We start from the raw sequence: 20399 nt of genomic DNA, 5'->3' as shown, positions 1-20399 counted from the left end.
CTTGGTATCTTTGTATTGACGGTATGCGCCGCCTTTAATTCCCCTAATTTTCGGAACGGAAGCACGATGGAAATCTGGCCGGGACGCCCCTATCCCCTCGGAGCCGCTTACGACGGCATGGGCACGAATTTTGCGGTTTATTCCGCCCACGCCGAAAAAATCAGTCTTTGCCTGATTGACGACGACGGCAGCGAGACACAGATTATGCTCTCGGAAACGGACGCCGACGTCCGGCACTGCTATCTGCCGGGTATCCGCCCCGGGCAGCGTTACGGTTTCCGCGCTTTCGGGGAATTTGACCCGGCGCGCGGACTGCGCTTCAACGACTCCAAAATTCTGCTCGATCCGTATGCAAAAGCCATCGAGGGACAGGTGGAAAACCACCGGGCCAATTTTTCCTACGATTTTTCCAATCCCGATAAACGCTGCCGGGAAAATTCTTTGGGGCATACGATGCTCTCCGTCGTCCACAGTCCCTATTTCGACTGGGGGCACGACCGCCCTCCGAAACACGAATACCACAATACCGTTATCTATGAAACGCATATTTTGGGAATGACGAAGCTCAACCCGGATATTCCCGCCTCTCTGCGCGGCACCTATATGGGCATGGCGCATCCGGCAAACATCGGGTATCTGCGGAAACTGGGAGTTACCGCCGTTGAACTGATGCCGGTCCACCAGTTCGTAAACGACACGGGTCTGATCGAAAAAGGACTTTCAAACTATTGGGGTTACAACACAATCGGTTTTTTCGCCCCGCAGAACACCTACTCCTCCTCCGGCAGCCGCGGGCAGCAGGTCGATGAGTTCAAATCGATGGTAAAGGCACTGCACGAGGCGGATATCGAAGTCATTCTGGACGTCGTCTACAACCACACCGCCGAGGGCAACCATCTGGGTCCGACGCTGTCTCTGCGCGGTTTGGACAATCCCTCCTATTACCGCCTTGTGCCCGAAGACCCCGCACACTATTTCGATACCACGGGAACCGGAAACTCCCTGAATATGCGCGAATCGCGCACGCTGCAGCTGATCACCGACTCCCTGCGCTACTGGATCGAGGAAATGCACGTCGACGGTTTCCGTTTCGACCTGGCCTCCACTCTGGCACGGGAACTGCACGCGGTAGACAAGCTTTCCACTTTCTTCGACATCATCCAGCAGGATCCGGTAATTTCGCAGGTAAAACTGATTGCCGAACCGTGGGACATCGGCGAGGGCGGATACAACGTGGGGGAATTCCCGTCCCTGTGGACGGAATGGAACGGAAAATACCGCGACACAATGCGCGATTTTTGGCGCGGGGAACCTTCCACGCTGGAAGAATTCGCCTCCCGTCTCAGCGGTTCGTCCGATCTGTATGCCCATTCCGGGCGCAAACCGATGGCCTCAATTAATTTCATCGTTGCCCACGACGGATTCACGCTGCGCGATCTGGTTTCGTACAACGAAAAACACAATGAGGCGAACAAAGAGAATTCTCTCGACGGGGAAAACCACAACCGTTCGTGGAACTGCGGCACGGAAGGCCCCACCGACGACCCGCAGATAAAGACACTTCGGCTGCGGCAGATTAAAAATTTTCTTGCCACGCTGCTTCTCTCCCAAGGCGTGCCGATGATCTCCCACGGGGACGAGATCGGGCGCACGCAGAACGGCAACAACAACACCTACTGCCAAAACAATCCCATTTCCTGGATGAACTGGGATTTTGACGATGAAGCGGAGGAAATTTTCGCTTTCGCGCAAAAACTGATTGCCCTGCGCGGCGGGCATCCGGTATTCCGCCGCCGCAGATTTTTCCGCGGTGCCTCTTCGCGCGGAGGCTCATCCGTCCTCGGAGACATCGAATGGCTGCGCAACGACGGTACGTATATGACCGAGAGCGACTGGACTACGTCTTACGCCCGGGCGCTGATGGTGTTTTATAACGGCGACAAAATCACCGAACCGAATCTGCGCGGGGAGAAAATCACCGACGACGATTTCCTGATTGCGTTCAACGCCTCGGCCGAAGATCTGAAATTCACGGTGCCCGCTTCCGAAATCGGAACCGACTGGATTCCGACCCTGTCTACCGATTCCGCGGCGGACGCCGAAATGCCCCCTGCCTACCGGCCGGGCGACTGTTTTACGGTCCGTTCCAGATCGGTGACGGTTCTGCAGCGCCGGCGGGAAAAGGGATTTGACCGAATATCCCTGCTCAGTGTAGCAGCTGAAACACTGCGCGCAGATCGGCAAACGAACTGACCGTTTCAAACTGCAAATTGGCAAGAAAAGCGAATCCGATCAGGACATATACCATGGCACAGACCGTGACCGCCGCCGCTTTTTTCATTCCCGGCGACTTTGCGCCGCGCCGCCGCGGCAAAGATGCACGATTTTTTCTGCCGGTTCTCAGCAGCATCCACAGCGCACCGATCAGAGTCAGCGCATACACCGCCCCGAATACCACGGGAAGATTCAGCACCGAGCGGGAAATGGGAATCGGCCGGGTACGGGTGTGCGACGGTTCCCTGCCGGCAAGCCATTTTCCCGCATCGGAAAATGCCCGCGACCATGTTTGCCAATTGTGTCCGCCGTATCGGTAATATACGGCTTTCACCTGCAGATTATTGTTTTTTAGGGCCAACAGGCCGTTGAGCGAGCCGATCGCGTCCCGATCCGTGCCGGAAGCAAAAGCAAATACTTTCAGCGGTTTTTTACGCTTTTTTGCGGCATCCGAAAGGGCCTGCGTTATCCGGTAGGGACGCTGCCGTGCCTCGGAAAGATGTCTGAGGCCGCCGAAAGCGGGATCGTCGTATCCCGAGAGGAAGATGACTCTGCCAAAGAGCGAATTGCCTTTCGCCGCCAAAATTCCGGAGCAGTACGCTCCCGCGGAGACTCCCCCGATAGACCAGTCGTCGCTGTCGGCGGAAACGGGGAAATTATCCCGTACCACTTCCACAACGTCTTTCAGAATCCACGTTCCCACTTTGGGGCGGTCTTTAAAATCAACGCAGTCAGGTTCTTTCGGATCGGGACGCGTTTCCGGCATAACCAATATCGTGTTTTCCAGCCCGGGCTGAGACAGCGCCGTATCCGCCTGCAGTCTGGAAAATACTTTTCCGGGATTGGCGGGAAAACCATGCAGCAGAAACATTACGTGCAGATTCTTTTTCTCCTGCCAGCCGGCAGGCGCCCAAATGCGCACCTTCTGCTCTATACCGGAATATCTGCCGCGAAATCTGTAAAGCGTGTCGGTGCTGTTGCTGCCGCTGCCCAAATCGGAAGTATCAAGAAAAGTGCCCTGCGCACTCATTTTGTTTTCCGCGCTGTGCGCCGGGGCGGTCAGCATCGCCACCGGCGGCCCGGCAGCTCCGTTTTCTCCGGCAAGAATCGTTTTCGCTTCTTCCCAGCTTTTTGCGTATCCGCTGAAATAGTTAATCTGCCATCCCGCCGCGGCACACAAAATCGCCGCCGCACCCAGCACGGCAAAGGCAAAACGGAACATTCCCCCGTTCCGAAGCATTTTCACCGCTCCGGCGAAAAAAAATACGAACAGGACCGCAATCGGCACTGTCCACAGCAGCGAATCGGGGGCAAACATCTTTTTCTATCCTACTGATTTCCTTTAATGACGTTTGATTATTTCATTAATCAAGGATAGAGTACAATTTTTCACCCTGTTATATGAGCAGTCATACTCAGGTATGAATCTGCATGAAAAAAATCATTCCCCGGCTTCACCTTTGCCGATTCGGCAAAAAGTATAATTGAGGGTATGAGGAAAAACAGTACGGCCGCGGAGCGCGAAATGCACGGCCCGGCTTTTTGGGAAAAGGCACGGAACTTCTTCGGCGCCCACCGAAAAGCGCTGCTGCGTATTTTTTATGCGGTTATGCTCCTGAGCGTGGCCTTTGTGGCGTATCGCGAGTTGTCTTCGATTTCACTGTTCACGGTGAAGGAAATTTTTTCCCGTCAGCGTCCTGACGTGCTCGTGGGGGTCATGCTTCTCGGAATTTTTGCCTTTATGGCAACCGGCGTCTACGACGTGTTTGCGCGGCGGCACTTCGGCGTGGACATATCCGTAAAGAACGCACTCACGATCGGATGGATTGCCCAGGCATTCAACAATTTCGCCGGTTTGGGCGGACTGACGGGCGGAACGCTGCGCACAAAACACTACACTTCACGCGGAATAGACACGAAAAAAGCGCTGAACCTGACCATGTCCGTCTGGGCGGCGAACCTTCTCGGACTGTTTGCAATCATTCTCGCCACACTGCCGATTGCCCTGCGCTGGGAAGGCAGCGCGCTCATCATCTCCCTCGTCGGATGCCTGTATCTGCCGTTTTATTTCTTCGGTCAGCACATCAGGCTCGGCCGGATAAATCTGGGCAAATCTTTTCTTTCCCACCAAAACTTTGCGCAGAAATGCCAAATGCTGCTGGCGTCGGTTGTGGACTGGGCGGCGGCCGCGGTCTTTTTCTGGATCTGCATCCGCCTGTTCGCCCCGGACGCGCATTTCATGTTCAGCCTGTTTGTGTATTCCGCGGCAACCGTGATCGGTCTGCTTTCAATGCTTCCGGCGGGAATCGGCACATTTGATCTTGCCGTCCTGACACTCTTCGCCAATCACAGCATCGACACTTCCGAGCTGTTCCTGGGCGTGCTGCTTTTCCGTATTTCCTACTACGTCGTCCCGTGGCTGCTTGCACTGCTTTTGTCGACCACGGAATTTTTGGATGCCCACCGCGAACTGGAAAATGCCCGGCGCAGAGGGGGAATGATCCACAATGTGCTGTGGTTCTACACTGCTCTTGGCGGTGTTTTGCTGATTCTGTCTACGGTCACTTCCGAGAAATTCCTGCGCTCTGTCCACCTTTACGGGTTTTTGTCGGCGGATATCCGCAACGCAACCGCCCTGACGTCGATTGCCATCGGAACCATGCTGATCGTGCTTGCCTACGGCCTGAAACAGCGTGTGCGCCACGTATATTTTATTGCCGTCGGGCTGCTTGCCGTGGGCGTCCTGTCTTCTCTGCGCGAGGGAATGGAATATAAGGATGCCGCTATTTTGCTTCTCTTCGCCGTATTGCTGCTCGCTTCGCGCGACCATTTCCAAAACGAGCCGAAAAAGCCCACAAAAGCGCAGCTGATAAAGGCCACCGTGCTTACTTTGCTGATTCCCCTGATTCTGCTGTCGCTGCGGATTTGGGCAATACACGCAAAAACCGTTTATATCCGTTCGGTCAGTCCCAACCACCGTCTTTTGCAGCTGGCTTTCTGCCTGTTTGCAATCAGCGTGATCGTGACGACGATTATCTTTTCGCATTCGCAGAAACTCGATTTTGTGGCTCCCACGCACGGAGAAATCGACGAGTTCCATAATTTTCTTCTTTCCCACGACGGCAACAACTACTCGTATCTTTACGGCCTGGGCGACAAGCAGATATTCTACAACAGCGCCCATACGGTTGCTTTTCTCTACCGCCCGCACCGCGGATCGCTGCTGGTTCTGGGCGACCCGATCGGTGTCGGGGATGATTTTCCCGCCGCCGTCGACGAATTGCTTACTTTTGCCGACGACCACAATATGAGTATTGCCTTCTATCAGATTGCCAACCGCTATCTTCCCCTGGTTGTCGAGGAAGGACTGCAAATCGTAAAAATCGGGGAAGACGCAACCATCGAACTGGATTCGTATTCCAATGTGGGCAACTCCGGAAAGATATTCCGCAGAATGCGCAACCGGATGGCGCAAAACGGCACCTTTTTCGAACTGATTTATCCCCCGTTCAGCGATTCCCTGATCAAAGAGCTGAAAGAAGTTTCCGATTCCTGGCTCGGCGAACGTGAGGAAATGGGGTATTCTCTGGGATTCTTTGATCCCGATTATCTGTCGAACGGCCCGGTGGCCGTTGTGCGTTCCAAAGAACGCATTGAGGGATTCGCAAATGTTGTTTTCTTCAACAAAGAAACCGTTTCTTTCGATCTGATGCGTTTCCGTCCGGACTCCCCCGGCGGCACGATGGACGGAATTTTGGTTTCGCTTATTGAGTGGGCAAAAGAAGTCGGCTTTAAGGAATTCAATTTGGGAATGGCCCCGCTTTCCAACGTGGGGCGCAAACGCCATTCGCACGGCGCGGAACTCGTTGTGCGCTACGTGCATGATTTCGGCGACCGGATATACAACTTCCACGGGTTGCGTGCATACAAAGAAAAGTTCAGGCCCCGCTGGGATTCCCGCTATCTGGTGTATTCGTCAAAGAAATCTCTGCCTTCGCTGCTCCTGGCGCTGCTGGAAATCATCAATAAACCGACCGACCACGACAGCGACGACTGCAGACGCAGCAGGGAACTTTTCGCCGCGTGCCGCAACAGTTCCCTGCATTTCACCGATCCCGGTGCGGAAAACCCGCCGGAGACGAAATCCGGGGCCTGCGGGCCCAAATCCGCAGCGTCCGGGGCAAAGCCGAAACCAAAGGCAAAAACAAAATCAAAACCCGGGCCGGAGGAGAAACCCAAAAAGGAAAATAAACGGGATTCGGCACCCCACGGCGTGGCAACAACCACTTCGGGCGACTCAGAGGATAAAGTCGGTGTGTGAGTGACCAGAATCTTCCGCCGCAGGACTTCGTTACTGCCCTTGAATCTCTGAAAGGGCAGAAGTTCCGGCCGGAGTTTCATCTCACGCAGATTCCCCCGCCGACGCGTATTGCGCCCTGGGCCGTTGCCCTGCAGGCGGAGATAAACGAAGACGCGCACTGTGATCCGGATTTCTACCGCGGAAACACCAAATTTGTGGTTCTCTATGATCCTCAGGGTCAGCCTGCATGGGACGGTCAGTTCAGAATCGTTATTCACGCACAGGCACCGATCGAATCGGAACTCGGAGACGATCCCCTTCTGGGAGAAGTGGCATGGTCTTGGATTCACGATTCGCTGCGGGCCGCGAATTCGTCTTTTCATAATCTGAACGGCACGGTAACACGCGTCTTTAATGAAACTTTCGGCGGGCAGACGCTTGATCTTTCGCGTATCGAACTGGAGCTGCGTGCGTCCTGGACCCCCAACTCGCCCAATTTGACTGCCCACCTGCGGGCATGGGCCGATTTTGCCGCCACACTTGCCGGTCTGCCTCCGTATAATCCGCTTCTTTATTCTTTGCCGCAGAGGATCGGGACGATTTGAAACATATCGATTTTTCCAATACCGTTGAGCTTTCCGTCCCGCGCGGAGGGATTCCCGATGTAACGCATGAAGATCTGTCGGAAATGTTTTCCGTTCTCGGCAGATGCAGCGGCCCGTTTGCCGTCGACACCGAGAGGGCGATGGGAATCAGATATTCGAACCGCGCCTACCTGGTGCAGATCAAACGCGCAGACTCCCCCATTTTTCTTTTGGATCCGGTCGGAATCGAAGACCGGCTGGACCGGCTGCGCGCGCTTATGGACGATGAATGGATTTTGCACGCAGCCGATCAGGATCTGCCTTCCCTGCGCGAATTGGGTCTGAAGCCGAAGAGCCTGTTTGACACCGAACTGGCCGGCCTGATTCTCGGATTCGAGCGCGTCTCACTGCAGTCCATGGTGGCCGAAGTGCTGGGCTACGCGCTGGCAAAAGAGCACTCCGCCGACGACTGGTCAAAGCGTCCGCTGACCGGGGAAATGCGCGCCTATGCGGCCCTTGACGTGGAACTGCTGCATGAACTGCGGGAAAAACTGCTTGCCATGCTGCACTCCGCCAACCGCTACGAGTGGTTCGCCCAGGAATGCAGGGAAGTTCTTCTGCGCCCGGCTCCCGCGAAACCCCGGCAGCCCTGGCGGAAAACACAGCGAAAACTGGAGATAGACGACCGCCGCGCTCTGGAAATGCTCTCCCGTCTGTGGGCGGAACGCGACAGAATCGCCCAAATACGGGATGTAGCTCCCGGGAAAGTCATTCCCTCAGCCGTCCTGGGGGAAATAGCACGCCGGAAACCCCGCTCTTTTTCCGATCTGGCAAATTCCGTGCCGCTGCGCCGGCGGATACTGCAAAGGGACGTAAAATACTGGTGGAATGCCGTGAACAGCGCATGGAAGGTCAGTGGGGAAAATCTTCCGGAGCTGAGCGCAAAAGACACGAAAAATCCTTTTCCGCAGCCGTATAAATGGGAGCACGTTAATCCCAATGCCGCCCGGCGGTGGAAAGCGGTGCGCGGCTGCGTGCTGGCACGCGCCGAAGAACTGGGAATCCGCCAGGAAGTGCTGCTGAAACCGGCGATCCAAAAACAGCTTGCCTGGGAGGGCTGGTCCGGCGGCAGCGACTTGGAGGAAAAACTTCACGCATACGGGGCGCGTCCGTGGCAGACAGAACAGCTCGCCGCGCGGATCATGGATTCTTTTTCCGGGAACTGACGCCGCTGCCGCAGGCCTCTTATCCGCGCTCTTCTCCCGCTTTGCTCTGCCCGTCGAGGGCACGGACGGCAGCGCATACGTCCGCGGCAGTCATCCCCATCTTTTGCAGGATATGGGAGCGCGTGTCGTGGTGCGGAAACTGTTTTGCAATTCCCAGCAGCTTCGTGGGAATCTGTACGTCATGCTGCTGCAGCGTCAGATTTAATTCCGCGCCGAATCCGCCGTTGACCAAACCGTCTTCCAAAACAACCAATGCCCTGCTTTCTTTCGCAAGGGAGACGAGATCGTCGGATATCGGAAAAATCCATTTCGGATCGGCCACAACGCATTCCGTATCCATACTTTGGGCAGCTTGGGTTAAAATACCGTTCATCACCCCCACACCGACAAGCAGAACGGGTTTTTTCCCGTTTTCCCCGCTTTCCCTGCGCCGAAAGAGAATATCCACTGTTCCGCGGTGCTCCACAGCCGGAATTTCGCCGCTCACCCCGCCTTTCGGATAACGGATCAGATTCGGGCCGTCCATTTCGGCCGCCGTGTTCAGGATGGCCCGCATTCTGATTTCGTCGCGCGGAACCCCGACCGCCAGTCCGGGAATCATTGCCGCCAGGGAAATATCCCACATTCCGTTGTGCGACGGTCCGTCGTCTCCGGTGATCCCCGAGCGGTCCAGACAGACCGTAACCGGCTCGCGGTGCAGGGCTACATCCATTAAAAGCTGATCGAATGCACGGTTCATGAACGTTGCGTAGAGCGCAACCACCGGATGGAAACCGCTGTTTGCCAGGCCTGCCGCCATAGTCAGCGCGTGCTGCTCTGCAATGCCCGTATCTATCACCCGCTGCGGATATTTCTTTTGCAGCGGCCCCAGCCCCACGGGGAGCATCATTGCCGCCGTGATCCCGATTATTTTCGGATTCTTCGCGGCAATCTTCGTAATTTCGTCGGCGAATATCTTCGTCCATCCGAATCTGGAGGGAACAAGCGGCAGACCTGTCTCCGGGTGAATCGCTCCGACGGCATGAAAATGATCGTCGGTGTTCAGTTCCGCCGGCTTATATCCGCGTCCTTTTTCCGTGATCACGTGCACAACAACGGGGGCACCGAAATTTTTTGCCATCTCCAGGGCTTCCAGCAGCTGCGGAAGATCGTGCCCGTTTACCGGGCCCAGATATTTCAGACCCAGGGAATCGAAAATGCCGGCGTCAAAAAATACGCCTTTCATGCCGCGTTTCAGACCGTGCAGCGTCTCGTAAGCCAGCTGGCCGGGTGTTCCGGCGCCTTTCAGCGCCCGTTTTCCCCAATCCAGCATATCCTCGTAACGCCGGTTCACGCGCAGTCCGTCGAGTTTGCGCACGGCGTCAAATCTGCGGATAAAACCGCCTACGGTGGGTGCATACGATCTGCCGTTGTCGTTCAGCACGATAATCAGCGGACGCTTTGCGTCTTCGGCTATGTTGTTCAGTGCTTCCCATGCCATCCCCCCGGTCAGCGCACCGTCGCCGATAACCGCAACTACGCGGTCTTTGCGCCCGGAGAGCAGAAACCCGCGCGAAATGCCGTCCGCCCACGAAAGAGCGGTTGTGGCATGGGAATTTTCCACGATATCGTGTTCCGATTCGGCGCGGGACGGATACCCGGACAGACCCCCCGAGCGGCGCAGGCGCGTGAAATCTTTGCGCCCGGTCAGAATTTTGTGCACGTATGCCTGATGTCCCGTGTCGAAAATAAGTTTGTCCGCCGGGGAGTCAAATACGCGGTGCAGGGCAATCGTAAGTTCCACGACGCCCAGATTCGGCCCGAGATGCCCTCCCGTTTTCGACACATTGGTGATCAGAAACCGGCGTATTTCCCCCGCCAGACGGACCAGTTCCGTTTCGCTGAGCCGACGCAGATCCTGTGGACCGTTTAGCGAGTCCAATATTTCCATAGTGCCTCCAAGCCACACCGCCTACGCATGCCAATTTAATTTTACGTTTCTTTTGGGGCGGCCTCAATTTACCCCCGCCCGCTCAGCGCTCCGCGCAGGGAAGATGAAAAGCGATCCTTGGCGAACCGTCGCGCACCCATACGGTACCGCATTCGGTGAACCCGGCCTTTTTAATCGCCGCGCGCATCGGCAGATTCAGTTCGTGGGTGTCTACGCGGATATCGAGTCCGAACTGCTTCGCATATTCCACCGCAGAAGCGAATATACCCGTTTTTCTCCCCGCGGGCGCGGCGGAAGAATCCTTTTCCGTGCGCTTTTTCCCGGCAACGCGGTGCAAAGTAAGATAGGGCCTGTCGTTCAGCCAGTGCCCGTCAATTTTGCGGTATGTGGGCTCCTCCCCCTCTGTCATGGTAAATACCCCGCACAGACCGTCGGCGTCTTCCACGGCGTAGAGAGCACCCGAGGCAAGGTCCGCGAGGACATTTTCATGCGAGGGATAACCGTTTCCCCACTGATTCGGATTGCCGTTTTCTTTCATGAATACCCGCGCCCGGGCATAAATATCCTCAATTTCTGCGATATCCGCCTGCGTCGCCTTGTGTACCTGCATTATTACCTCACCTTCGTTTTCATACCTGATTTATATTTTACCGTTTTTCAGGCACGAACGGTGTGGGCACGGCAGACTTTACGCAAGCGGAGCGCTTCCGCCCACAAATCGGTTCCGTGCCCGCCGGGATCGGCGCGACAGGGTAATTCCCGCCGCCGGCAGAAGGAAGAACAGCGCCGGCAGCCATGTTTCACAGCTGCCCGACTTCGCCAGATGCCGCGTGCCGGGTGCGGAAGCGGCCCGGCCGGCGTGTCCGCCCCGGCTCCGCGCCGGCATTTCGTTTGGCAAAACGCTGCGGGCAGGAGGCAGCGCCGGCGTGTGGGTAACGGCATTGTTCCGCAGTGTTTGCGCTGTGAGCGTTTTATGTGTGGATATTACGTCTCCCAGCACACCGGTAAGCGGATCAACGGCATATGTTTTGACCACTTTCACCCGTGAAGTGCCTATTGTTTCGTAAGTCGTCTCCGCATTTCCGATTTTGGTCAGTCCCTCCCGCGCGGGTTTGAGAATATCTTCGGTTCTCGTTTCTTTCCGGCTGCCGTTTTCCGTATAGCTCTTTACGGTGATCTGTTTCTCGCCGTTTTCCGCCTGCGTTACCGTCACCGAAGAGCGGAAAGTCAGGCTTGGATCGGCTTCGTATTTCATGTGCGCTTTTATGGTCTCTTTTGTTTTGGTCACGCGCGTGGCGATATCCAAAATCTCCGTTCCCTTTTTCACGGTCTTTCTGCTCAGCGCAGCGGCACTCAAAGCTCCCGTATCGGGGTCGACACCGTATATTTCGGTGGTCACGCTCCCGTCCGTGCCCCGGATTTCCTTCCTGCTGCCCACTTTCGTCAGTCCGTTTACCGCCTTGCGGAGCACCGTTTCTTTAATTTCTTTCTGCCCGTCCGGCTTCACAACCGTGATTACGCTCTTTTCCCCGTCTGTTGCAGGCGTGACAACGGTCTTTGCGTCATAGGGCGCATCTGCGTCGGCCGCATACTGCATTTTTGCCGCAATTTTTTCCTTCACGCCCGGGAAATAATCCTGAAAGAGCCGCAGAGGAGACTCCCCTGCCGCGGATTCGGCCGGCGGAAGATAATCTCCGGCAAGGTTCAGCTGCGGACGGTCCTTCCGCAGTTCTTCGATCTTTCCTTCGATTGCCGCTTTCACCTGCGGTCCCACCACAGCCATTGCATCATGGGAAGCGGGTTTGCCCGTGCCGTTAATACGCGAATCGTACACCGCCGGCAGATAAAGCGAAAACTTCTCCCCTTTCGCGCAAAGCGTAACCGGTTTCGGATATTTGACGTCTTTGAGTTTTGTAAGCAGTGTTTCGTTGTCCGTAACGATAATGTGCTTCACCGGGTTGGCAAACAGCGCCGCTTCCAAACCGGCCTGCGCATCGGCGTCCACCTGCCAATTATTGGCAATAATTACTCCCTGCAGATCTTTGAGAGTGGAAAGCGAGGAGATGTTGTCTTTGGTAATTCTTTTGTTGCTGAAATCCAGGACTGTCGTCTGCGGCATGGGCGGCACACCGTCAAACGCCTTGCCGAAATCCGTCACTTTGGATGTATCCCAATGCGAAACAACATCCGGGTTTTTCAGCTGCGTACAGTTTTCAAAAATGGAATCCATTTTTTCCAGGCTCTGTGTCTGCCAGTTTTTAAGCGGGGAAACATCTTCCAGGCTGCCGCAGGTGCTAAACAGTCCGCTCATTTCCTTCACCTTTGAAACGTCCCACTTGGCCAGTGCGGAAATGTCGTTCAGATCTGCGCACTGCCAAAACGCACCCACAAGATTATCTACCTTCGACGTATTCCACTTCTCCAGGCCTTTGAGGGATTTTATATTTTTGCACCCGGCAGCCAGGAACTGCATATTGGTTACGTTGGCGGTATTCCAGCCGGCAAGCGGTTCAAGGCTTGAGAGGTTTACGCATCCTGCCACCAGGCCGCGCATATTTTCCGTGTTCTTCGTGTTCCACGTTTTCACAGCGTCAAGAGAGGCGATCCCGGATTCGGAAAAAAGATAAGTGAGCGAAGCAGCTTTCGATACATCCCAGTTTTCTATTCCCGTCGGGTTAATCAGGGATTTTGCCCCGCTGAACGCGTAGCTGAAATCGGTTACGTTTCCGACGTTCCATTTCGCCAGCGGTTTCAGATCGGAGATAAATTTGGCGTCCCTGAAAATTTCATACATTCCGGTCACGTTGCCCACGTCGAGCCGGTCGATATTGCCCAGGGATTTTATCGGAGATTGGTAGAAGAGACGCCACAGGGATTTATAGCCGTATATCTTTCCCTCTATCTTCAGGGTTTTCCCCTCCGCTTTTTCGTCGGTGAGAACTTTTTGCACGGCATAGTATTCGTCTCTGTATTTTTTGTATTTTACGTCGTCCCGCGGTCTCCAAAGTATGCCTTCCGCGGCATTGTTCTTCGGACGGAGAATAATATAGTCCCCTTCGATAACCGCTTCACAGCCTTCCATCTTCTCTGCCTTCTCATCGGTAAGCAGAAGACCGGAGGCATTTTCCCCGGAAGCGGAACCGGCACTGCCCGGCGCCGCGGCGGCAGAGTGCGGTGCGGATACACCGTCCGTGCGGTCTGCCCGGGCCGAAGAGAAACAGGAAAAAGCAGTAGCGCACGCCGTAATCACGGTAAAGAGCGCGATCAGGAAACGTGCCTTTCGGCTTTCGGGCAACAGACAACGACAATTATCCACTCATATCTCCACTTCTTTTGATCAAGTCCATTCAAGTATACAATGCAAAGAGTTTATTCCGTAAACGGAAGACAGTGCACCCATAGTCCGCAGGCATGCGCGGGCAAAGGCGTTTATCCCGCAAAAAAAGGAAGGCAGTGCCGTTCCGCATCACAAATGCGGAACGGCACTGCCCAAAAGCCTGATTTATTTCCTCAAATCAGATTTTTATTTCCGTTCGCCGCGGCGGCGCCCAAAGGCGGCAGCCGCTGCGCCGGCAAGTGCCATCACGGATGCCAGCAGACCTGCGAAGGAAGCATTGCTTCCCGAGCGGGCCAGGCGGTGTGCGGGCACGGGCGTCGGAGCCGGAGCAGGTGCGGGCGCGGGCGCGGGCACGGAAGCCTTGCCGTCAAGCGCATTTTCCGCCTGACGCAGACGCTCCAAAGCCGCATTTACACGCTGCTGCTTTTCCCGGGCCGTCTTGCCGGAATTCGTATCCGCAGCCTCCGCCAGCGCATTATTTGCTTCGGCGAGTGCCCGGTCGTATTCCGCCTTCTTATCCGCGGAAGCATTTTGGTATTTGTCGGATCCGGTTATTCCGTCTTTCTTTCCGACTTCCTCCTGCAGTCCGGCGGTATCCACGCCGTTCAGCGCAGCCTTGGCCGCATTTATCTTTGCGATCGCGCTCTGCACTTCTTTCTCGGTTACGCCTTTGCGGGTCAGCAGAGCGGCACCGTCGGCGACAGCCTGTTCGTACGCCCGGCGCAGATCCTCTTTGGACTTGGTAAATACCGTGTCCGCCTTAACGCCCGGCGCTTCGTCCACCAGTGCTTTCAGCCCGGCGGTGTCCACGCCGTCCAGCGCCTGACGCGCCTTCACCAGCTGCACATAGGCGTCGGTGACTTTATCCTGCGCCGCCTGATCCGTGGCCGCGCCCGCCTTCTTCGCCTCGTCCAACGCGCTCTTGGCGTTGTTCAGAGCCGTATCAAAAGCGAGCTTTACATTCTCGGATGCGTTTTCGTACTTCGGATCCTTATCCGCCTTCAGCTTCGCGTCCGCATCGTATTCCTTTTGCAGATCTTCGGTGTACAGACCGGCTCCCTGCACGGCGGGATCAATGGCCTTCATGGCCTCCAGGAGCTCGCGGTAAAGCCCGTTTACCTGATCAAATCCGAGATCGTCGCCTTTCTCCTTATTCAGCACACCCGGCTGATTCGGGTCTGCCGCGGAGTCGGTGCGTCCGAACGCGGAATCAAAGGCGTCTTTCTTGGCCTTCTGATCCGGATGTCCCGCATCCAGTGCCTTATACTTTTCACCGTTCCTGAAGGTATTGGCGATTCCGTCCAGGTCCTGCAAACGCTTCATGGCTCCGTTGAGCTTCAGCGCCTGGTCCAGGGCGTCGTCAATATCGTCTCTGTCGGTGGGTTGGCCGTTCTCGCCCGTCTTGTTCGTGCCGTCGCTCTGTTTGATTATGCTCTCAAACGTCGCTTTCTGCCGGTTGTTCAGATGTTCCAGCCCGGAAATTTCTTTCAAAACGGCGCGGATCTTCTTCTGCTTCTTGGCGCGGTTCACCACAGCCGGAGCGTCACCCTTCTTCGTCGCGTGGTCGATCTCCTCCACGGCCGCTTTCTTTTCCTCTTCGGTCAGGTCGGGAATCTTGTCCAGATCCTCCTTTGCCTGCTTCTTTTCCTGTTCCAAAGCCTGCTTGTCGGCTTCGGCCTGTGCTTTGTTCTGCTCGGCACGCTGGTTTTCGCCGTCGCTCCTGTTCTTCGCGTCCTGGGTCTTGGCGTCGTCCAGCGCCTTCTTGATCTGCGAAGGAGCGGTGGCAGAGTTGATTTTCTCCTCTGCGGCCTTTCGCTGTTCCTCCGTCAGCTGCGGCAGCGCGGCAAGCTCTGCTTTCGCATTCTGCTTCGCCGTCAGCTCGTTTTCGCCGTTTGCCCGCTTTGCTTCCTCCACGGCGGCATCGATCTGCGCGGCGGTCGCGCCCGAGTTCGGTTTCAGCAGATCTTCAAGCTTCTTCAGCGCCTGATTCTGCTTCGACTCCTCCCGGTGCAGCAGCTCGTCAAGTGCCGCGTCTTCCTTATGGTTCGGATCGGCGGCTTCGCTCTGCGCACCCTTTCCGTGGTCAAGGAAGACGAGCTTCTTTTCCGCCGCATGGGCAGCGTCTCTCGCCTTTGCCTCATCGAGAATCTGCTGTACTTCCGCCGGAGTCTTTGCACCTTCGTTACCCGCTCCGTCGCCGTTCAGCTTCTTCTTCAGCTCCTGCTTTTCACCGTCGCTGAGGTTGTCCAGAGTGCCGATGGTGTTCTCCGCATTGGCCTTGTCTTTGCGGGTCTGTTCCTCGGCCTTCTGTTTTGCCTCTTCCTCGGCTTTCTTCCTGGCAGCCTCCTGTGCTTTCTGCTCTTCTTCCTGCTGCTTCTTCTTCAGATCTTCGCTGCTCACATTATTCTGCCCGGCCTGCTCATTGGCTTTCTGCAGAATCTCGCGCACTTTCTGCGGAGTATCTGCATCGTCGATCTGCTTCGCGAAGTCTGCCTTCTGCTCTTTGGTCAGCTTCGGATTTCTCTCGATGGCCTTCTTTGCCTCGTCTTTCATCTTCTGCAGCTGATCTGCCGGCATTGGCTTTTCGCTTTGGCTGTACAGCTCGGCCTGCGAGAGAGAGAAGAGTACTTTGCCCTCCGGATCGCAGACATCGGCACCCTTCCCGTCGCTGCTCTTCTTAATGGAGGCAATTCCCTTCGGATTGTCTGCAGAGGCCGTCTTCATTCCGGAGGTATCCGCCTTCGGCGTGAGATTGTAGACGTTCTTCAGTTCTCCGCTGCCCTCTTTCGTGACGAGCTTTACTTCGTTTCCGGTGACGGTTACGTTCGCGCCGTCATAGTTGGCGGCAATGAACTTCTGCACCGCGGCGGCGAAGGAATCCCCCGCTGCGGACAGGTCTTCCACGGGAAGCGGATCGGTCTTGTATCTGCGCGGTTCTTCGATATGCCGGGCATCGGAGACTTTCTTGATGAAATCGCGCAGTGCCTGCTCGTCCATCGCGTTGATCGTGTTGTCGTCGGTGGCCGGGACGCCCGCCTTTTCAAAGTCGGAAGCCGTTACGCCTTCAGCCTTCTTCGATTTGACGAGTTTCTTCGCCAGATCCTTCAGATCGGAAACCGTGTGGTCGGTCGGCGCGCCCTTCTTCACGTAGAGCTCACTCACGGGCACGGTAAACAGCTGCTTGGGGTTGGGATTACCCTTTTCATATCCCTGCACGGTCAGGCTGCCGTCTCCGGCGATATTTATGGTCGTCACACCCGCATCATCATGTGTCCCCTTCTTGAACACATTCATTCCCGAGGTACCGGGAACCGCCTGCGCATTTTCCGGCAGACTGTAGCTGTCGGCCACAGTGGGATCATTCGTCAGATCAATGCCGTAATTGGACTTAATAAAGCTCTTCAGCGCTTTTACCTGTTCCGGCATACTCGGCGTATTTCCCTCACGTTCCACCGGGGTTACCTTATACTTATAGCTCGTACCGGCGGGCGTGTGCTCCGTTTCCTTCGGCGTCTGCTTATCGGGCTTCTGCTTCAGGAACAGACCCATCGGATAGGAAGAATCTTTGTATCCGTCGGCGTGGAAAACCACCTTGCCGTTATCGAAGTCAAAATCCACCCCGGTAATCGTAACGGGCGTGGTGCCGTCCGCCGTATCCACAGCCGAATACTTCTTCAAAGCTAACTTCAGAGCATCGATCTGCGTCTGATTCGCATCCAAATCCCCGGGCTTGGGATGGAACGGATCGAAATTCACGGCCGTGGGCGACTTCGGAGTCACCTTAAACTGCTTATCCGTCTGCACCGGCGGCTTGGGCTGCTGCGGCACATCCGCCGCCTTCTTCTTCAGGAAGAGATATCCCGGCACTGTGGTGAGCGAACCGTCTTTCCAGGTGATCACGGCATTGCCGTCTTTGAACTCAACCGGGCTCTTACCCTCTTTCTTCGAATCCTGATAGATCGAAAGATCCTTGTTGGCTTCGTCGAATGCGGCAATCACTTTCGTGATCTCATCCGGCTTCAGCGTCTGCGGATTTTCCACCTCAATCGGATCCGGCACGCCGTAAGGCGCCCAGTCGGCAATCGTTTCGCCCTGATACACCAGCTCCGAAGCCGGAACCGTGATCTTGGATCCGTCGGCGAAGGTAATCTGCGCGTCGCCGTTGTTTTCTACCTCAATGGCGTAATCCGTGCCGTTCTTCTGCAGATGCTTTAAGAAATCGTTCTCGGCGCCGTCTTTCTTATTCGCCGCCACCAGAGCTTCTTTCACCTGCTTCTTTTCATCCGGCGTCAGAGCATCAAGTTTAATCACGCCTGTCTTTTTCGCCGGCTGCGGACGGTACTTCTCCGCCATCTTCTGCCCCTGCTTTACCAGCATGACGGAAGGAATCTGCACCGAAGATCCGTCGGCAAAGGTAATCTTCGCGCTGCCGTCCGCGTTTACCGTTATGCCGTCTGCCGGGCGCAGATACTTCCCAAAATCCGCGTTGCGCGCGTTGGCGTCTTTAATCGCCTTTACCACCAGCGCATTTTCCTCCCCGGTAAGCTTCGCCGTATTCGCAACCTCGGTCAGCGGCGGATACTTGATTTTGATATTGTCGGCAGCCCGGGGCGCATAATACGCGCGGCCCGTTGCGTAATGCCAGTTACCCACCGGACGGTGCACGCCGGCGGTGAAGTACAGCGGATTGTTCACGCGGTCCTGCGCAACCTTGTCCGAAATCCTGGCAATATAAGTGAAATCGTAGGAACGCGCGCCGGCGGACTCCCAATCCACAAAGATCGACTGGGTGTTGTTCTGGAACCTCGGCCACTGGTCTTTGGTGTTGCCCGTGTTGTCGTATTTGGTGAAACCAACCAGTGTGTCCCACGTCTTTTGCGCCTTGGAGCTGTTCAGACGGTCGTTCTGCGAATAATGGCTGCGTGAAATGCCGTCAAAATCCGAGGGCCTGGCATACTCGTGCGCAGTTACAACGGTAAAGCCTCTGCGGTCTTTACCGCCCACAACCTCCGGGTGCTTAACCTGTACGCTGCCGCTGTGCGTGGTGCGCTCTTTGCGGATCAGCTTAATGTGCTGTACGTTTTCCAGCCCCTTGGGCACGCCGAACCACCACGAAGGACGCAGCGCCCAGAAATCGGGCTGCGCGGCAACGTCTTCCGGATCGTTTGAATAATAGTGCACACGCACGTACCTGCCCATCGGATTCTGCTTTGAGGCATCCCCTTTGTGCGCGTCTTCCGCGGTGTCGTAGAACTGCACCTCGGTGAGCAAATGAATGGCGCTGTATCCGGCGTCGGTCTTGTATCCGTAGTAAAGATTGTTGTTGTCGCCGCTGACGTATCCGTCTGCGAAGGCCGGAGCACCTCCCCCTCCGAGCATCATCGCACCTGCAAGCACGGCGGCGCAGGCGCTTCTGAAAAGCATGGGTCGGGTGTTGCTCTGTGATTTTGCTGAGTATTTTGCGGGTAAACTGTGTTCCATTATTCAATCCTTTTATTTCATGACTTGCATTAAATATCAGAAAATAGGTATGCCTCGGCCACAGCCGATACAGGAACAATTTTACTAAAACTCAAGTTTCACATAATAAAAAATTAAGTGAATTACGCCACGCCAAATACCGGTTTTCACATATTTGCGCCGCGCACGTGTCTGCCATGCGCAGTTTTGGCAGGCGCAGACCCGGCAGACGGGCAGTTCCCGGGAGCGTGTTCCCCGCGGCCGGCAGGCGCCTGCGCACCCCGGCCGGCGCTCGGCCCGTCTTCCTTTTTCTTTTTGCAAAAACCGAAGTAGATCACCAACGCGGCGCCCGTCAGACTGAGCGCAGCAGGCAGAATCATCCAATATCTGAACGCCTCGATCCAAATCGGCTTTTCGTCTTCCCCGCCGGCGCCGCGCAGACCGGTTCTGTAGGCCGTCACCACCAAACGATGTGTATTGATTCCATAGGGCGTGCAGGTAAACAGCGTCAAAATATCTTTTCCGGGCACGGGATTAAACAGCTCCAGGTCCGTGGGTTTAATCACGGTAATTTTTACCACCCGATAAGCCAGTTTCCGGTTCAGCACGTGCACAAAAACGGAATCGCCCTTTTTCAGCTTCGGCAGATCGTCAAACAGGCTCGCCGTAACCAAACCCGAGTGCGCGGTGAGCACGGAATTTGTGTTTTTCCCTCCCACGGGCAGCGTTGTACCGAACAGATGGCCGACGCCCGCGGAGATCGCATTTTCTTCCGTGCCGTGGCGTACGGGCAGATCGATATTCGCTTTCGGCACCACGAGCCGGGCGATGACGTCGTCCCCGAGAGTATTTTCATAGTCTTTGTATTCTTTTGCGCCTTTGGACGTCATTCGGTGCAGATACGGATCCAGAATCGGGATTCCCCGGATATTGGCGTTATACTCCCGGGCCTGCGCAAAGAGTCTGTCTGCCTTTTTCGGTGTGCTGTTCAGCTTTTCCAGCCGTTTCTCCTGCGCGCGCGATTCTTTCAGCAGCTCGATATTGCCCAGATAAATACCGACTACCGGATACATCAGCAGCCCGATTCCCAGAACCGTCAGCAGTATGATCAGCAGTTTACGCAGCACATTTTCCTCTTTAACCTGTTTCGATATCCGCGCGGGGTGGCACGGGGGTGCGGCCGCTGCGGCCGCACCCCCGTTATTTTAGTATTCCGGCGAAAAGAAGAAAACTTTATGCTGTTTTCTTTTCTTTTCTTCTGAATCCGCCGGCTGCGTATACGCCTGCG

Annotated in this window: 10 protein-coding genes; 4 read left to right on the top strand and 6 right to left on the bottom strand. The window is 55.7% G+C overall.

Translation table 11 applies throughout. The annotated features are described in order from the left end of the window. Positions 1 to 66: 66 nt before the first annotated feature. A complete protein-coding gene (gene glgX / locus HMPREF1631_RS00540; RefSeq protein WP_034231113.1) occupies positions 67 to 2253 on the top strand; it encodes a glycogen debranching protein GlgX in 2187 nt (728 codons plus the stop codon). On the opposite strand, the gene HMPREF1631_RS00535 is transcribed toward glgX, so the two are convergent. Beyond that, the gene (locus HMPREF1631_RS00535; RefSeq protein ID WP_034231111.1) at positions 2207 to 3592 is read right to left on the bottom strand and encodes an esterase family protein; all 1386 of its coding nucleotides are present in this window, start codon (positions 3590 to 3592) and stop codon (positions 2207 to 2209) included. The two genes, glgX and HMPREF1631_RS00535, sit on opposite strands and share 47 nt — an antisense overlap. Positions 3593 to 3766: 174 nt before the next feature. Here HMPREF1631_RS00535 and mprF point away from each other — a divergent pair, with 174 nt between their 5' ends. The 3 genes from mprF to HMPREF1631_RS00520 are packed head-to-tail and all read left to right on the top strand — an operon-like array spanning position 3767 to position 8384. Further along, positions 3767 to 6595 carry a bifunctional lysylphosphatidylglycerol flippase/synthetase MprF gene (gene mprF, locus HMPREF1631_RS00530; protein ID WP_052046889.1) on the top strand — a complete coding sequence of 943 codons (2829 nt, stop codon included), beginning with the start codon at positions 3767 to 3769 and terminating at the stop codon, positions 6593 to 6595. Beyond that, complete coding sequence (locus HMPREF1631_RS00525; RefSeq protein WP_034231109.1) at positions 6592 to 7179, top strand: DUF3000 domain-containing protein; 588 nt, start codon at positions 6592 to 6594, stop codon at positions 7177 to 7179. The genes mprF and HMPREF1631_RS00525 overlap by 4 nt, the downstream gene beginning before the upstream one ends. After that, positions 7176 to 8384 (top strand): HRDC domain-containing protein, encoded by a 1209-nt coding sequence (locus HMPREF1631_RS00520; protein WP_232215377.1) that lies wholly within the window; start codon positions 7176 to 7178, stop codon positions 8382 to 8384. The genes HMPREF1631_RS00525 and HMPREF1631_RS00520 overlap by 4 nt, the downstream gene beginning before the upstream one ends. 19 nt (positions 8385 to 8403) lie before the next feature. Here the strand turns inward: HMPREF1631_RS00520 and dxs are convergent, their stop codons facing one another. The 5 genes from dxs to HMPREF1631_RS00495 all read right to left on the bottom strand — a co-directional run bounded on the left by dxs (position 8404) and on the right by HMPREF1631_RS00495 (position 20238). Continuing rightward, positions 8404 to 10314: a 1-deoxy-D-xylulose-5-phosphate synthase gene (gene dxs, locus HMPREF1631_RS00515; protein WP_034231107.1), complete on the bottom strand. Its 1911-nt coding sequence runs from the start codon at positions 10312 to 10314 to the stop codon at positions 8404 to 8406. 82 nt (positions 10315 to 10396) lie between these two features. Further along, positions 10397 to 10924 (bottom strand): hypothetical protein, encoded by a 528-nt coding sequence (locus HMPREF1631_RS00510; RefSeq protein ID WP_034231104.1) that lies wholly within the window; start codon positions 10922 to 10924, stop codon positions 10397 to 10399. Between the two features lie 78 nt (positions 10925 to 11002). Continuing rightward, positions 11003 to 13630 carry a BspA family leucine-rich repeat surface protein gene (locus tag HMPREF1631_RS00505; RefSeq protein ID WP_156956168.1) on the bottom strand — a complete coding sequence of 876 codons (2628 nt, stop codon included), beginning with the start codon at positions 13628 to 13630 and terminating at the stop codon, positions 11003 to 11005. A 207-nt stretch (positions 13631 to 13837) separates the two neighbouring features. After that, a complete protein-coding gene (locus HMPREF1631_RS00500; RefSeq protein ID WP_084707248.1) occupies positions 13838 to 19132 on the bottom strand; it encodes a GA module-containing protein in 5295 nt (1764 codons plus the stop codon). Positions 19133 to 19278: 146 nt separating this feature from the next. Further along, a complete protein-coding gene (locus HMPREF1631_RS00495) occupies positions 19279 to 20238 on the bottom strand; it encodes a class C sortase (protein WP_052046887.1) in 960 nt (319 codons plus the stop codon). Positions 20239 to 20399 lie beyond the last annotated feature (161 nt).

The sequence above is a fragment of the Arcanobacterium sp. S3PF19 genome, assembly GCF_000758825.1.
GTDB lineage: Bacteria > Actinomycetota > Actinomycetes > Actinomycetales > Actinomycetaceae > Arcanobacterium_A.
Note: the sequence above shows the minus strand (reverse complement) of the source record. Positions and strands in the feature narration are given on the sequence as shown.

Excerpts from the sequence above, each read along its gene's own strand:
- glgX (WP_034231113.1), top strand. The coding sequence starts at position 67 with ATGGAAATCTGGCCGGGACGCCCCTATCCCCTCGGAGCCGCTTACGAC.
- HMPREF1631_RS00535 (WP_034231111.1), bottom strand. The coding sequence starts at position 3,592 with ATGTTTGCCCCCGATTCGCTGCTGTGGACAGTGCCGATTGCGGTCCTG.
- mprF (WP_052046889.1), top strand. The coding sequence starts at position 3,767 with ATGAGGAAAAACAGTACGGCCGCGGAGCGCGAAATGCACGGCCCGGCT.
- dxs (WP_034231107.1), bottom strand. The coding sequence starts at position 10,314 with ATGGAAATATTGGACTCGCTAAACGGTCCACAGGATCTGCGTCGGCTC.
- HMPREF1631_RS00510 (WP_034231104.1), bottom strand. The coding sequence starts at position 10,924 with ATGCAGGTACACAAGGCGACGCAGGCGGATATCGCAGAAATTGAGGAT.
- HMPREF1631_RS00500 (WP_084707248.1), bottom strand. The coding sequence starts at position 19,132 with ATGGAACACAGTTTACCCGCAAAATACTCAGCAAAATCACAGAGCAAC.